The following is a 14,456-nucleotide window of genomic DNA, read 5'->3' on the forward strand; positions in this document are numbered from 1 at the left end:
TTGCCGGGGCGTTTCCTGCGACTTTGAAATGGGAATTGGGGGGACTGCGATGTTGAATCGTCTGACCGTATCCGCGCTGCTGAAGGCGGTGATCGCGATCACGTCGATCTGCGTGGTGATCGCACTCTCGCTCACCGCCTACGAATCCTGGGATCGCCTCAGGACCGCCAACCGCATCTCGCAGATCGCCGACGCATCCGCCGATTTGTTCAAGGCGATGCACAGCCTGCGCACCGACCGCTCGACCACGACGCGGCTGCTCAACTCGGCCGAACCAATGGATGCCGAGATCGAGAAATACCTGCGTGCGATCCGGGACACCGAGATGCCCGCAATGGCACGCGCGCTGGAACTGCTGCCGGTCATGGACTTCCCGCAATCGGGCACACTGGTGCCGGAGCTCGCGCGCCTCCACAAGCTGCTGATCGAAGAGCAGAAACAGTTCTGGGCGGATATGGCCAAGCCCAGGGATCAGCGCCGCGCCGGCCTGCCGAAGGAATATATGGAGACGACGGGTGGCCTGCTCGAAACGCTCGACAAGCTGTCGAACGTCCTGGCTGCCACCGTCAATCACCAGGACGCCGTGATCGACCAGCTGCTGTCGATCAAGCAGAACGCCTGGCTGCTCCGCAACACCGCGGGCGAAGCTTCGCTGGTCGTCTCGACCGGTCTTGCCGCCGGCAAGATCACACCCGAAGCCCGCAACAACTACACCCACCATGTCGGCGGCACGTCGGCGATGTGGAAGGCGCTGGAATTGTCAGCCTCGGGCATGCAGTTGCCACCCGCGCTCGCCTCCGCCCTGGCCGCAGCCAAGACCGGCTATTTCGAGCCGCAATATCTGACTCTGCGGGACCGCCTCGCTGATACGCTGGTCAAGGGCGAGAAGGCCGAGATGACCGCCAACCAGTGGAGCCCGCTCACGGTCGGCCGCCTGTCCAGCGCGGTCACCGTGGCGGAAGCCGCTCTCGACGTCGCCAAGGTCCATACGCTGGAGCAGCGCGGCACCGCGCAGCGCGCGCTGATCGTGCAGCTTGGATTGCTGGCGCTCGCCATCGGCCTTGCCGTCGGCGCGGTCATGCTCGTGAGCCGTCGCGTCATCACGCCGCTCAACACCATCCGCGACGCCATGCTGAAAGTCGCCGGCGGCGACCTTGCCGTCGACAGCGGCTATCTCGATCGCCAGGACGAGATCGGCGCACTGGCCGGCGCGCTGGAAACCTTCAAGCAGCAGGCCACCGACAAGCGCAAGATCGAAGAGCAGGAGCGCGAGCGCAATACGGGCGCTGCCGCACGCCAGCGCGCCGTCGAGGCCTATGTCGGCGAGTTCGAGGGCGCGGTGCGCAAGACGCTCGGCGAACTGAGCGAAGCCTCCGGCGAGATGCGCAAGACCTCGGGTGACCTCTCTGCCGTGTCGCGCCAGACCAACGATCGCGTCCAGGTCGCCGGCAAGGCTTCCAACGACGCCTCGATGAGCGTCGATAGCGTCGCCGCAGCCGCCGAAGAGCTCTCGGCCTCGATCAACGACATCAGCCAGCAGGCCGCGCACGCCGCCGGCATCGCCGGCCGCGCCGTCACGCAGGCGCGCGAGACCGACGGCACTGTGCAGGGCCTGGCGAAGTCGGCGGGGCGCATCGGCGAGGTCGTCGGGCTGATCAACACCATTGCGGCGCAGACCAATCTGCTCGCGCTCAACGCCACCATCGAAGCGGCACGCGCCGGCGAAGCCGGCCGCGGCTTTGCCGTGGTCGCCTCGGAAGTGAAGTCGCTGGCAAGCCAGACGGCGAAGGCGACCGAGGAAATCTCCGAACAGATCTCCGACATCCAGAAAGTCGCGGGCGACGCCATCAACGCGATCCAGACCATCGGCGGCATCATCGGCGAGGTCAACGAGGTCGCGACCGCCATTGCCGCCGCCGTGCAGGAGCAGGGCGCCGCGACCCAGGAGATCACCCGCAGCACGCAATTCGCGGCCCAGGGCACCAAGAACGTCTCGGACAACATCACCGGCGTCAAAGCCGATGCGGACGCTGCGGCCGCGGCCGCCGACAACGTGAAGCAGGCGTCCGAGATGCTGGAGAGCCAGAGCCGCCAGCTTGGCCATGAGGTCAGCGACTTCCTCGGCAAGATCCGCGCGGCGTAGGCGCGGATCGAGAGAGAGGCGCCGCGCCCCCGTAATTTTACGGCAGGAACGCTGCCTAAGTTTTTACCCTTTTCGGGCCAAATGCGCCTCACGCGCTCGCCGCTGGCGGGCGCATCTGCTGCGTGCATCCCTTGGTCTTTTCGAACTTCGTGGGGCTGCCGTTCAGGGCCACGAACTCGAAACGCGCACCCGGGGTGTCCGATGCTCAATCGCTTGACCGTATCCACGCTGCTGAAGGCGGTAATCCTCTCCACCGCATTCATCGTCGTCATCGGCTTCTCGATCAGCGCATGGAGCTCATGGGGCCGGCTTCAGCAGGCCAACCGGATCGTCGCGGTCTCGGCCGCCTCGGCCGAAGTGTTCAAGGCGATGGCCAACATCCGGGCCGACCGTTCGACCAGCAATCGCCAGCTCACCTCCGATGTCGCGATGGACAAGGACATCGAGAAGTATATCCGCGAGCTGCGTGCGGCCCTGATGCCGGCGCTGGCCCTCACGCTCGAGCTCCTGCCCACGACCGACGTCGTTCAGCGCGAGGCGTTCCTCGCCGATCTCGGCGCGCTGAACAAGACGCTGCTGGCCGCACAGGCCGAGTTCTGGACCGAGGTCGTCAAGCCCAAGGCCGAGCGCCGCGCAGGCCTCGCCAAGGAATATGTCGCGACGGAGGATGCGCTGATGGCGCAGCTCGAAAAGCTCTCGGGCGCGCTCGCGGCAAGCGTCAACCACCAGGATGCGACCATCGACCAGCTCCTGTCCATCAAGCAGATGGCCTGGCTGCTGCGCAACACGGCCGGCGAGTCCTCGCAGATCGTCGGCAATGCGCTCAACGCCGGCAAGATCGCGCCCGAGGTGCAGCTCACCTACACCAAATTGGTCGGCGGCACCGACACCGCCTGGACCGCGATCGAGCTCGCCGCGTCCGGCATGCAATTGCCGCCGGCGCTGGCGGCGGCGATGACCGAGACCAAGTCGACCTATTTCGATCCGCAATACGCCGCCACGCGCGACGGCGTCATCACGACGGTCGCCAGGGGCGAGAAGCCGTCGATGACCGCCAACCAGTGGAGCCCCTATTCGGTGCCCCGCATGATGACCGCGGTGAGGCTCGCCGACGCGGCCCTGCAGGCCGCCAAGGATCACTCCGCCGCGCAGCGGGCGGCCGCGGTGCAGTTGCTGATCGTCAACACCGCCCTGCTGATCGCCGCGATCGTCCTGACCGGCGCCGCCATGCTGGCGGTCAGCCGCCGCGTGATCACGCCGCTGCACCGGATTCGCGACGCCATGCTCAAGGTCGCCGGCGGCGATCTCACCGTCGACAGCGGCTATCTCGACCGACGCGACGAGATCGGCTCGCTCGCCGGCGCGCTGGAGACCTTCAAGCAGCAGGCCATCGACAAGCTGAAAATCGAAGAGCAGGAACGCGAGCGCAACGCCGGCGCCGCCGCGCGGCAGCGCGCGATGGAAGCCTATGTCGGCGAGTTCGAAGGCGTGGTGCACAAGTCGTTGGGCGAGCTGAGCGAGGCGTCCGGCGAGATGCGCAAGACCTCGGGCGACCTGTCCGCGGTGTCACGCCAGACCAATGAACGCGCCGAGATCGCGGGCAAGGCCTCGAACGACGCATCGACCAGCGTCGACAGCGTCGCGGCGGCCGCCGAGGAGCTCAGCGCATCCATCAACGACATCAGCCAGCAGGCCGCGCATGCCGCAGGCATTGCCAGCCGCGCCGTCAACCAGGCACGCGAGACCGACAGCACCGTCCAGGGGCTCGCGCAATCGGCGGGGCGCATCGGCGAGGTCGTCGGTCTCATCAACACCATCGCCGCACAGACCAACCTGCTGGCCCTGAACGCCACGATCGAGGCGGCACGCGCCGGGGAAGCCGGCCGCGGGTTTGCGGTCGTGGCCTCCGAGGTGAAGTCGTTGGCGAGCCAGACCGCGAAGGCGACCGAAGAGATCTCCGAGCAGATCGCCGACATCCAGAAGGTCGCGGGCGATGCCATCAATGCGATCCAGGCGATCGGCGGCATCATCGGCGAAGTCAACGAGGTCGCGACTGCGATCGCCGCCGCCGTGCAGGAGCAGGGCGCGGCGACCCAGGAGATCACCCGCAGCACGCAATATGCGGCGCAGGGCACCAAGAACGTCTCGGACAACATCACCGGCGTGAAGGCCGACGCCGACACCGCAGCCGGTGCCGCGGAGAACGTCAAGCAGGCCTCCGAGATGCTGGAAACCCAAAGCCGCCAGCTCGGCCATCAGGTCAGCGACTTCCTGGGCAAGATCCGCGCGGCGTAAAGAAGCGAGTTGGAGGCGGGTATAGCGGCCCCATCCTCTGTGTCGTCCCCGCGAACGCGGGAATCCATAACCACAGGGTGCAGTTTACCGAAGACTCGTGGTTGCCGGCTCGTGCCGCAACTTCGCCCTGTGGTTATGGATCCCGGAGCTGCGCTTCGCTTGTCCGGGACGACACCGGAAATTGAGGCCCCTACTCCTTCGCCACCACCGGCACCTGGCGGAACCTTGCGCGCACCGATTCCGGCAGCGGCGAAAAATTCATCGCGACGCCGCGGCGGTCGTTGGCGTTGCGGCTGGCGACCACGAGGCCGTCGGCGCCGGCGACGATGTCGCCCTTGCGCAAGGTGGGATCGTCGTCGACCTTGACCTGCGCAAGTCCGACTGGATCCTTGCCGTTGCAGGTGCAGCCCGCGACGATCTCATTGCGATAACGGTACGCATTGGGCAATTCGGAATAGGATCTTCCCTTGTCGGTCGTGGCGTCGTCGATATTGCTGCCAAAGACCAGCGACACCTCGGAAGCCGGACAGAAGCTCTTGCAGGATTGCGCCTTGCTCTCGGCATCATTGCCCTGCGCCGGGAAGTAGCGGCCGTCGCAGCCGCGCACGCAATAGGCCGTGCCGCCGCCATAGGCGGCCCGCTGTCGCGGGGCGTCATAGCGCGGCATGTCATCGTTCGGGAAAGGCGTCCGGATCTGTGGAGGCCGCCCTCCGAACGCACCGAACAGCGCCGAGAAGAAATCTTGCGCATGCGCCGACGGCGCGAATACCAGACCGGCGGAGACAACCACCATGATCGCCGCACCGCCAGCCACTTTGCCAATCAAGCGTCTGCTCATATGACTCACTCTTAGTTCACGGCCGACGTCGTGATGTTCAGCGCCTGCCGGCCAGAGGGCATTGCCGTCACGGCGGGACGCTTGCGCGCGGGATCGCCGCCTTTGGCCATCAGCGGCGCGTTCTTCGGCAGCACCACGACCTTGGCGCCGACATTGACGCGGCCGAACAGGTCGGTGACGTCCTCGTTGGTCATGCGGATGCAACCGGAGGAAACGAACTTGCCGATCGTGGAGGGATCGTTGGTGCCGTGGATGCGGTATTCGCTGGAGCCGAGATACATCGCACGCGCCCCGAGCGGGTTACCGGGACCGCCGGCGACGAAGCGCGGCAGATAGGGCTGGCGCGCGATCATCTCGGCCGGCGGGTGCCAGTCCGGCCATTCCGCCTTGCGGCTCACACTCTGCACGCCGGACCAGGTGAAGCCTTCGCGGCCGACGCCGACGCCGTAACGGATCGCGCGACCATTGCCGAGCACGTAATAGAGATAGGTGTTGTTGGTATCGATGACGATGGTGCCGGCCGGCTCGCTGCGGTCGAAGCCGACGATCTGCTTGCGCAGGCGATCAGGCAGCTGGGAATCCTCGTCGGCCGCCTGCGGCGCGTCGTTGACGTAGCCCTGGGCGTAACCCTGCTCTTGCGGGTAGGTCTGCGGCTGCATCGGCGCATAGCCGAATGTCTGCGCGTTCGCGCCAGCGAACGGCACCGTCAGCAGAGCGGTTGCGAAGGCGAAGGCGGTGACGGCGCGCGGCGAGAAGCTGCGACGGACTGCAGAGAACTTTGTCATGTGCTGCCCCGTGGGATGTCTGCATCAGGGTGATGCGCTTGCGAACAAACGCCGCAGGTGCGATTCAGGTTCCGGGCCTGCGCGCGGCGTCCTTGTCACAGTCAAGCGAGCGCGTGTTCACGAAGCTGCGATGGAACCCCGTGGCCGCCTCTGCATTATCAATCCTCAATGGGCGCGCGGATCGAGGCTTCCGTGCGGGAGAGAAATAGTGCGCGTCCTTCCCGGTGAACGGCTGACTTCCGGCAACGGCGAAGGCGCCCCGCTCCCCGACAGCCGTGCCGAGCTGCCGCCGGTGATCCGCCGCACCGAGTTCGTCGCCTTCGCGCTTGCCGGCCTCTTGCTGATCGCCATCGTCACCGTGCTCTATGTCGGCAAGGCGTTCTTCCTGCCGGTCGTGATGGCCTTCGTCACCGGCACCATGCTGTCGCCCGCCGCCAGCTTCCTCGAACGGAGCAAGGTCCCGCGCGGGCTCGGCGCCGTCCTGATCGTGGTCGCGGTGACCACGGTGGTGGCCTTCGTGGTGGCGCTGATCGCCTCCCCCGCGATGGAATGGAGCACGCGCCTGCCGGAGCTCGGCGCGCAATTGAAGGACAAGCTGCACGTGTTCGACCGGCCGCTGGTGCTGTGGCGGGAGCTGCAAGTCATGGTCGGCGGCCCGGAAGGGCTGCCGAGCTTTCAATTGCCGAAATTCGAGTGGGTCCAGCCGACGCTGGAATTCCTGTCACCGACCTTTACCGAATTCCTGCTGTTCTTCGTCACCCTGATCCTGTTCATCGCGAGCTGGCGAGACCTGCGCCGGGCGCTGATCATGAACTTCAGCGATCGCGATGCGCGGCTGCGCACGCTCCGCATCCTCAACGAGATCGAGGTCCATCTCGGCAACTACCTCCTGACCGTCACCCTCATCAATGTCGGCGTCGGCGTCGGCACCGGCCTCATCTGCGCGATCACCGGCATGCCAAACCCCGCCGGCCTCGGCGCACTCGCGGCGACCCTCAACTTCATCCCGATCATCGGGCCGGTCGCCATGTTCGCCGTGCTGATCGTGGTCGGGTTGGTCGCCTTCCCGACCATCAGCGGCGGCCTGATGGCGGCGCTCGCCTTCGGCGGCCTCACCTTCCTGGAGGGGCACTTCGTCACGCCCATGATCATCGGGCGGCGGCTGGCGCTGAATGCGCTCGCCGTGCTGCTGGCGCTCGCGTTCTGGACCTGGCTCTGGGGCCCGATGGGCGCATTCCTGTCGTCGCCGCTCCTGATCGTCGCGCTGATCCTGAAGGAGCATCTATTGCCGGCGGATGCGCCGCAGCTTCCGCAGGACTGACCGGTTTCCACGAACGGAACTTCCCCGACGACGAAACGTTTTCCGGCTATCTCAGCCGTCAACAGTTTGGAGCTCCCGATGTCCACGACCAATGCCGAAGCCGGGATGAAAGACTGGACCGACAAAGCCACCAGAGAACGCCTCGAAAAGGATGTAGCAGCCGTGAAAAGCGATATCGCCGCCCTCACCGACCAGATCACCGACGCGCTCAACACCTTTGCCAATTCCACCAGCAAGCAGGCTCGCCGCGGCTATCGCCAGGCGCGCGAGAACATGGATACCGCGCTCGACGACGTGTCGGAGCGCGGCAGTGCAATGATGGGCGCGGCCCAGGAAGCCTACGGCTCGATCGAGGAGACGCTCGAAGACGCGATCACACAGCGGCCGCTTGCGACCGTCGGACTCGCGCTCGGCATCGGCTTCCTGATAGGTGCCGCCTGGCGCCGGTAAGATTTGCGGACGCGTGTTGAGGCGTCGGCACCGGCGCGTTGCCGGTGTCGGCCCGTGACGGTTTGGCTTGTGGGGGATTGAGGAGCGAGGGCCATGTTTCAACGCATCATCGACGGGATCAGTGCATCCACCGGCACGACGGTGCGGCTGACCTCGCTTGCCGCAGGCGCGGCCTTCGCGCTGTTCGTGACGACATGCTTCCTTTGCGCCGCCGCCTTCATCTCGGTGCTGGAGAAATATGGCCCGGTGCAGGCCTGTCTTGCCGGCGCCGGCATCTTCTTCCTGCTGACGCTGGCTGCGGCAGGCTCTTATTGGGGCTACAAGCGCGAGGTGCAGAAGCGCGCCCAGATCGCGGCCGAGCGCGCCGCGAAGTCGGCGGCCTCGAGCATGCTCGCGGACCCCATGCTGCTCGCCACCGGGCTGCAGATCGTTCGTGCGATCGGGGTCAAGCGGCTGTTGCCGATCCTGGCGATCGGCGGAGTCGCCCTCGGCATCATGGCGAGCCGCGCGGGCGTGTCCGACGAGACGTCGGCTGAACCGGCCGAATAGCGGTAAGAGCGGGTTAGAATATTTCGTTGTAAGTCCTCCGAGCGCATCTATCGGAATTCGGCCCAAGAGGCGGCCGCACAATCTTGCACATGCGGTGGGGTCGTCCTCAGCCATCACGCAAACGCTACTCGGACAAGCAGGCGGTTGCCGCTAAAAGCATCACCCTGATTCCCAAAGCTATTTTAATCAATGAAACCGTCCGTTCAGGCGAACCTCGCCGCATTCCGTCACGACGCCAGGCTGTATCTGACGCTCGGTATCGCCAACTGGTCGGTGTTCGTCGACCATATCCCGAACAACGTCGTCAACCTGCTGACGCTGCGCAATTTCGGCTTCAGCGGCGCGGCTGACCTGTTCGTGTTCGTCGTCGGCTATGGTGTCGCCATCATCCACGGCCGGATGGCGCTTGAACGCGGCTACCTCGTGGCGGCGACGCGCATCTTCCGCCGCGTCTGGCGGCTCTACGCCGCCTATGTCGTGCTGTTCGTGATCTACATCGACACCATCGCCTATGTCGCCTCGCAGTCGATGGCGCCGGAGATCATCCACGAATACAATATCTCAGGCATTCTCGAGCACCCGCTGCGGATCCTGGTCCGCGGCCTCGTGCTCCAGGAGGAGCCGCTGAACCTCGACCTCCTGCAGTTGATGATCCCGCTGATGGCCTTTTTTCCGTTCGCGCTGTGGGGCCTGTTGCGGTGGCCGAACCTGACCCTGGCGGCATCGGTCGCGCTTTATCTTGCCGCACGCTGGTTCGACTGGAATTTTCGGGTCTATCCGGACCAGGAATGGACCTTCAATCCGCTGTGCTGGCAGATGCTGATGGTGCTCGGCGGCTGGTTCGCCGTGACAGGCGCGCCCGGGCGCGCGCTACGCGACATGCCCTGGCTGCGGATTCTCGCCGGCGCCTATCTCGTATTCGCGATGGCCATCACCTTGCTGCGCCATTCGCCGGCAATGTCGGCTTACCTGCCGGACCTCCTTCTCGACAGCATCGCGCCGACCGACAAGGAGAACCTCGCGCCCTATCGCGTGATTCACTTCCTCGCGCTCGCCTTGCTGGCGACCCATCTCATTCCGGCCGATCATCCCGGCCTGCAATTGAAGCCGCTGCAGGCGGTCATCCGGTGCGGCGAGGAATGGCTCGCCGTGTTCTGCGTCGGGGTGTTCCTGTCGTTCGCGGGCCATCTCATCCTGATCACCAGCGCCAATCTGGTGGTGATGCAGATCGTGGTGAGCCTCGCCGGCTTCGCCGCGATGACCGCGGTGGCCTACTACGTCGCCTGGTCGAAGTGGCAGGATCTGCCGAAGGCCTTGCGACAGCAGGCCTAGCCAGAGAACCGTGCGATTCTGCTAGGCCGAAAGCGGCGGCTGCGCTATGCGGAGAAGCTCTGCGTGAGGAGACCGGGCGTGGCGATGGCGAAAAGCGGGGGGGAAGAGACCGAGAGCACGCCCCGGCGCGGCCGGCCTCGGTCGATCGAGACCAGCAACGCCATTCTCGAAAGCGCCTATGCGCTGATGGCTTCCACCGGCCTTGCCGCCACCACCATCGACGCGGTTGCCCGCCACTCCAGCGTCTCCAAGATGACGATCTACAAATGGTGGCCGTCCCGCGAGGCGCTCTTGATCGACGCCTTTCTTCAACATGCCGCGCAGATGCTGCCGCTGCCCCCGGTGAGCTCCGGCAACCCGGCAGCGCGCGCCCGCCGCCATGCCGCAGCCTACGCCGAGGCGCTCCAGGGCGAGTTCGGCAAGGTCCAGCTCGCCGTCATCTCCGAATGCATTTCCAAAACCGGCTCCGCCGAGCTGTTCTATGCCCGCTATCTGCAATTCCGTCGCGACGCGCTGGTCGAGATGATTGCCGCGGGCCAGAACGACGGCAGCATTCTGGCCGAAGGGCCGGCTGAGGATCTCTACGACGCGATCTATGGCGGGCTGTTCTACCGCTACGTCTTCGGCATCGCGCCGATCACGCCGGCCTACGCTCGCAATCTGGTTGACCTGGTGTTGCGGCCCAAGGGTTAGGAAGGCTCAGCCCAAGGCTAAAGCGCTAAAGCCGGCGGCTTCTATCGCGCAGGCCTCACCGGTGCCGAGATCTTGTCCGTGCGGTCGCGCTCGGTCATGTCGACCACCGTCTCCATCGGCGCGGTCAGCTCGTAGACATAGGAAGCGTCGGAGAAATAGCGCTTGGCGGTGCCGCCGAGCGCCTCGGGGGCGACGCGGTCGAGCAGGATCAGGCCGAAATCGGAATCGGGGCGGCGCGTCGCCTCGCTGGTGTTGAGCTCCTCCCAGCGGAAATGGAAGACCTCGTCCGGCCCCTCGCCCGTCACCGTCCAGCTGGCGGTGATGTGCGGATGCTTTCCAACCAGCGACAGGCCCTCGTCGGAATGCGAGGCAAGTTCGAAGAACAGCAGCGAGAGGCTCTGCGCCGCGCGTGCGCTGACCGCGATATCGGGACCCGTGACGGCGATGCGGTCGGCATGCGGGATGGCGCGCGCCTCGAACAGGCCCTTCAGCTTGACGCCCTGCCACTGGCTCTCGCTGAGCAGCGAGACCACGTTGGACATGGCATGGATGCGGCCGATCAGCAGTTCACGGGCGACGTCGATGTCCGAGCCGTGACGCAGGGTGCGCGTCACGATCGACTGGATCACCGCGAGGATATTCTTGACCCGGTGGTTTAGCTCGTCGATCACCGCGGTCAACCGGCGCTCGAAGCCGATTCTGACCTGGATTTCCCGGCTGAGCCGCAGATTGTTGTAGGCGACATAGCCAAACAGGCCGCACACCATCGCAGTGATCGCAAAGCCGATCGCAGCCACGATGATCGCGGTCTGCTCGGCGCGACGCGCCGAGTTGGTCTTCGCGTAATAACCCAGCTGCCAGTCACGGCCGCCGAAGCTCACCGTGCGCGTCGCCGATGGCGTCGGCCCGTCCGTCGTCGTCATGCGCGTGGAGACGATGCCCTGATCGTTGGCGACGAGCTCGCCACCTTCCTTGCGCGGGTCCCTGAGCGCGACCGAGAACAACGACATGTCGTCATTGGTCAGCATCAGCGAGGCGAGTTCGTAGGAAAACGTGACGAAGCCGGCTGGCTCGGTCGCACCCTCGGGAATGACGGGAGCCGCCACGATGATCCCGACCGGCCCGTTGCCGCGCAACAGCGGAATCGGGTCCGACGCCACCGACCGCTTCTCGAGCCGGGCACGCGTCAACATGGCGCTGCGAACCTGATCCTGGTCGTAACTACGACCCGGCAGAGCCTTGGTCTCGTCGCTGCGCGGCTCGAGATCCAACAGCACATCGATCGGCTGGGTGATCTCGGCCGGATTGATCGGCTTGTCGTCAAAGGTGCGGATCTTCGGATTCGGGAAGCCGGCGCCCCCAATGGCAGCCTGCGCCGCCGTAAGCTCATTCGGCTTCAGCCGGGCGATCCAGCCGGCCACCACGAAATCGGTCTTGAAGGCGTAGATGGCCGAGCGCAGCGGCTCCAGCATGTTCGGCTTGATCACGGATGGCGTGCGGAACAGACCTGAGGCGACGCGTGCGAGCAGCTCGCGCTCGGTGAGCCGGTCCTGCACCAAACTTGCATGAACGTCGATCGCGCGCGCGAGCGCGATCCGGTCCAGCGCGAGCTCCTGATCGTGGACGCGATAGGCCGCCAGCCCGGAGAGCAAGGCTCCGAGCAGAGCGATGAAACCGATGATGAAACCCAGCCGGACCACGCGACTACTCAGGCGAAAGCAGGAGGTCGGCAATAAACAAGGAGCATATGTACGCCGCTCGAACGGCCATGTGCCGAAACAGGGTGAACCCCGGTGGCAGAGATAATGAAGGAGGAGGCATCGGTACGCAACTTGGGTCGCCTGGAAAGCTTAATCCGTCCGGCCGATGGTCTGGCCGGGGTGAACTGCCCGGGCACCGGAGGTAGTCAATCGCCGTGTCCGAAATTTGTTCCGTGGTTGCGGCCCGGTCCCCAAGGTTAACGGCGAAAAAGGCATGCGCCAAGTCGTCGCGCAGTCAGTCGGCGCGCTGTCAGCCCGCCCGTTTCAGGCCGCCTTTGGCCTCGATGAAGCCGACAATGCGGTCAAGGCCCTCGCTCTTCTTCAGATTGGTCATGACGAAGGGGCGCTCGCCGCGCATGCGCCTGGCGTCCGTGTCCATCTTCTCCAGGGAGGCGCCGACATGGGGGGCGAGGTCGATCTTGTTGATGACCAGCAGGTCGGACCGTGTGATGCCGGGGCCGCCCTTGGACGGGATCTTGTCGCCGGCGGCCACGTCGATGACGTAGATGGTCAGGTCGGCCAGCTCCGGGGAAAAAGTGGCAGCCAGATTGTCGCCGCCGGATTCGATCAGGACGAGGTCGAGCCCGGGAAATTTCGCCCGCATGTCCGCCACCGCGGCGAGGTTCATCGAGGCATCCTCGCGGATCGCGGTGTGCGGGCAGCCGCCGGTCTCGACGCCCGCAATGCGGTCCGGCGTCAGCGAGCCCGACCGCACCAGGAACTCGGCATCCCATTTGGTGTAGATGTCGTTGGTGATCGCGGCGATGTCATAGCGTTCGCGCATGGTCTTGCAGAGCAGGTCCATCAGCGCGGTCTTGCCGGATCCGACCGGACCGCCGACGCCGACACGCAAGGGGCCGTGAGATTTCGACATGTCATTCGCTCTTTCTCGATGGGTCAAAGGCCGCGTCGCTGTCACGACCGGAACAGCCGCGTATATTGCGTCTCGTGCCGCAGGCTGGCGAGATCGGCTCGGAAGGTCGCGCTGCCGAGATCATCCAATGCTGCGCTCAGCGCACGATTGGCGGTGGCGGCGACGGCAGCCTCCAGCCTCACCAGCACGCGCTGGCAGTCGGTCTGGCCGAGCGGAATGAGCCGGCTGGCGGCCGAAATCCAGTTGGACACCAGCGCATGCAGGAACGCATGCAGCGTCGGCGCCAGCGCCACGCCGTGCTTAGTTGCAACCACGCCGACCGCGACTGGATAGACCAGTGGCGTGCGGCATGCCGCGACCATGGCATCCAGGCCGTCCGCATCCCAGGCTGTCCGAGAGATGTCGATGAAGGCGCGGCCCTGCGAGCTCGTCTCCAGCTGGCGCTCGCGCGACGGCACCATGGCCGCGGCGAGCTCGGCGATATCGCTCAAGGTCGCAGCTTCGCCCATCTCGGCAGCACGATAGGCATGGACCAGAAACGTCGCGTCGCAAAAACCGGAGCCGTCGCCGAGCATGGCGTCGAGCCAGTCGGCCAGCGTGGCCGTATCGACGATGTCGCCCGCCTCGACCGCCCATTCGATGCCGCTGGAATAGGAGAAACCGCCGACCGGGAATGCCGGCGACAGCCAGGTCATCAGCCGGTACAGCGCCGCCGCCTCGCCCTCGGCGAGGTCACCGGAGCGGACCGGCTCACTTGTGGTCATGAGCATGCTTGTGGTCGTGGTGATGGTCGGGATGGTCGCAATGCTCGTCGTGGTGATGGTGGTGATCGTGGCCGTGATCATGCGCGGCATGATCGTGGTGGTGGTGGTCGTGAGCGTGATGATCATGGCCCTGATGATCATGGTGATCGTGACCATGGTCATGATGATGTCCGTGATCATGATGCGCATGATCGTCATGCCCATGCGCGTGACCGGCATCGGCATAGGCCCCGCCTTCGGGATCGAACGGCGCCTCGATCTCGATCACGCGCGCGCCGAGGCCCTTCACCATGGCTTCGATGACGTGATCGCGGCGAATGCGCAAGGCTTTCGCCATGATCTGGGTCGGCAAATGGCGGTTGCCGAGATGCCAGCCGACGCGGATGAGGTGGTGCGGATCGCGGCCGCGGATTTCCAGCAGCGGCTCGGGCGCCGCGACCACTTCGACCAGCCGGCCGTCCTCCAGCACCAGCGCATCGCCGCCGCGCAGCGCGACGGCCTGCTCCAGGTCGAGCAGGAATTCGAGACCCCGCGTTCCCGTCATCGCCATCCGGCGCCGGTGCCGATCGTCGAAATCGAGCACCACCGTATCCGCCGGCGCTTCGGTGAAGCGGTGCTGTCCCCTGACCTGCGTCGCCCTGATCATCCGTCT

Annotated in this window: 13 protein-coding genes; 7 read left to right on the plus strand and 6 right to left on the minus strand. The window is 65.6% G+C overall.

The window, feature by feature from the left end:
- Positions 1–49 precede the first annotated feature (49 nt).
- Both AABA86_RS02640 and AABA86_RS02645 read left to right on the plus strand, forming a co-directional pair.
- Positions 50–2,143 carry a methyl-accepting chemotaxis protein gene (locus AABA86_RS02640; RefSeq protein WP_338305648.1) on the plus strand — a complete coding sequence of 698 codons (2,094 nt, stop codon included), beginning with the start codon at positions 50–52 and terminating at the stop codon, positions 2,141–2,143.
- Positions 2,144–2,344: 201 nt separating this feature from the next.
- Positions 2,345–4,438, plus strand: a complete 2,094-nt coding sequence (locus AABA86_RS02645; protein WP_338305649.1) for a methyl-accepting chemotaxis protein — start codon at positions 2,345–2,347, stop codon at positions 4,436–4,438.
- Positions 4,439–4,628: 190 nt separating this feature from the next.
- Here AABA86_RS02645 and AABA86_RS02650 read toward each other — a convergent pair whose 3' ends face one another.
- Both AABA86_RS02650 and AABA86_RS02655 read right to left on the minus strand, forming a co-directional pair.
- A complete protein-coding gene (locus AABA86_RS02650; protein WP_338305650.1) occupies positions 4,629–5,276 on the minus strand; it encodes a DUF2865 domain-containing protein in 648 nt (215 codons plus the stop codon).
- Positions 5,277–5,287: 11 nt separating this feature from the next.
- The gene (locus AABA86_RS02655; RefSeq protein ID WP_212245493.1) at positions 5,288–6,061 is read right to left on the minus strand and encodes a L,D-transpeptidase; all 774 of its coding nucleotides are present in this window, start codon (positions 6,059–6,061) and stop codon (positions 5,288–5,290) included.
- A 208-nt stretch (positions 6,062–6,269) separates the two neighbouring features.
- Between AABA86_RS02655 and AABA86_RS02660 the strand changes: the two genes are divergently transcribed.
- From AABA86_RS02660 to AABA86_RS02680, 5 genes are all read left to right on the plus strand, one after another.
- Positions 6,270–7,382, plus strand: coding sequence for an AI-2E family transporter (locus AABA86_RS02660; RefSeq protein WP_212245508.1), 1,113 nt, complete (start codon positions 6,270–6,272; stop codon positions 7,380–7,382).
- A gap of 78 nt (positions 7,383–7,460) precedes the next feature.
- The gene (locus AABA86_RS02665) at positions 7,461–7,832 is read left to right on the plus strand and encodes a DUF883 family protein (protein WP_028142077.1); all 372 of its coding nucleotides are present in this window, start codon (positions 7,461–7,463) and stop codon (positions 7,830–7,832) included.
- Between the two features lie 93 nt (positions 7,833–7,925).
- Entirely contained in the window at positions 7,926–8,381 is a 456-nt protein-coding gene (locus tag AABA86_RS02670; protein WP_338305651.1) for a hypothetical protein, read from the plus strand.
- Between the two features lie 189 nt (positions 8,382–8,570).
- The gene (locus tag AABA86_RS02675; protein ID WP_338305652.1) at positions 8,571–9,713 is read left to right on the plus strand and encodes an OpgC domain-containing protein; all 1,143 of its coding nucleotides are present in this window, start codon (positions 8,571–8,573) and stop codon (positions 9,711–9,713) included.
- An 84-nt stretch (positions 9,714–9,797) separates the two neighbouring features.
- A complete protein-coding gene (locus AABA86_RS02680; protein WP_338306138.1) occupies positions 9,798–10,406 on the plus strand; it encodes a TetR/AcrR family transcriptional regulator in 609 nt (202 codons plus the stop codon).
- Between the two features lie 41 nt (positions 10,407–10,447).
- Here AABA86_RS02680 and AABA86_RS02685 read toward each other — a convergent pair whose 3' ends face one another.
- From AABA86_RS02685 to AABA86_RS02700, 4 genes are all read right to left on the minus strand, one after another.
- Positions 10,448–12,106: a CHASE domain-containing protein gene (locus tag AABA86_RS02685; protein ID WP_338305653.1), complete on the minus strand. Its 1,659-nt coding sequence runs from the start codon at positions 12,104–12,106 to the stop codon at positions 10,448–10,450.
- 310 nt (positions 12,107–12,416) lie between these two features.
- A complete protein-coding gene (gene ureG / locus AABA86_RS02690) occupies positions 12,417–13,040 on the minus strand; it encodes an urease accessory protein UreG (protein WP_008131868.1) in 624 nt (207 codons plus the stop codon).
- 41 nt (positions 13,041–13,081) lie between these two features.
- Positions 13,082–13,810: an urease accessory protein UreF gene (locus AABA86_RS02695; protein WP_338306139.1), complete on the minus strand. Its 729-nt coding sequence runs from the start codon at positions 13,808–13,810 to the stop codon at positions 13,082–13,084.
- Positions 13,791–14,450: an urease accessory protein UreE gene (locus tag AABA86_RS02700; RefSeq protein WP_212245516.1), complete on the minus strand. Its 660-nt coding sequence runs from the start codon at positions 14,448–14,450 to the stop codon at positions 13,791–13,793. Before AABA86_RS02700 ends, AABA86_RS02695 begins: the two co-directional genes overlap by 20 nt.
- Positions 14,451–14,456: the final 6 nt, after the last annotated feature.

Source organism: Bradyrhizobium sp. TM233 (assembly GCF_036247965.1).
GTDB classification, from domain to species: domain Bacteria; phylum Pseudomonadota; class Alphaproteobacteria; order Rhizobiales; family Xanthobacteraceae; genus Bradyrhizobium; species Bradyrhizobium ottawaense.

Bases quoted from the DNA above. Each gene is read 5' to 3' on its own strand.
- AABA86_RS02640 (WP_338305648.1), top strand. From the start codon at position 50: ATGTTGAATCGTCTGACCGTATCCGCGCTGCTGAAGGCGGTGATCGCG.
- AABA86_RS02645 (WP_338305649.1), top strand. From the start codon at position 2,345: ATGCTCAATCGCTTGACCGTATCCACGCTGCTGAAGGCGGTAATCCTC.
- AABA86_RS02650 (WP_338305650.1), bottom strand. From the start codon at position 5,276: ATGAGCAGACGCTTGATTGGCAAAGTGGCTGGCGGTGCGGCGATCATG.
- AABA86_RS02655 (WP_212245493.1), bottom strand. From the start codon at position 6,061: ATGACAAAGTTCTCTGCAGTCCGTCGCAGCTTCTCGCCGCGCGCCGTC.
- AABA86_RS02665 (WP_028142077.1), top strand. From the start codon at position 7,461: ATGTCCACGACCAATGCCGAAGCCGGGATGAAAGACTGGACCGACAAA.
- AABA86_RS02670 (WP_338305651.1), top strand. From the start codon at position 7,926: ATGTTTCAACGCATCATCGACGGGATCAGTGCATCCACCGGCACGACG.
- AABA86_RS02675 (WP_338305652.1), top strand. From the start codon at position 8,571: ATGAAACCGTCCGTTCAGGCGAACCTCGCCGCATTCCGTCACGACGCC.
- AABA86_RS02680 (WP_338306138.1), top strand. From the start codon at position 9,798: ATGGCGAAAAGCGGGGGGGAAGAGACCGAGAGCACGCCCCGGCGCGGC.
- ureG (WP_008131868.1), bottom strand. From the start codon at position 13,040: ATGTCGAAATCTCACGGCCCCTTGCGTGTCGGCGTCGGCGGTCCGGTC.
- AABA86_RS02695 (WP_338306139.1), bottom strand. From the start codon at position 13,810: ATGCTCATGACCACAAGTGAGCCGGTCCGCTCCGGTGACCTCGCCGAG.
- AABA86_RS02700 (WP_212245516.1), bottom strand. From the start codon at position 14,450: ATGATCAGGGCGACGCAGGTCAGGGGACAGCACCGCTTCACCGAAGCG.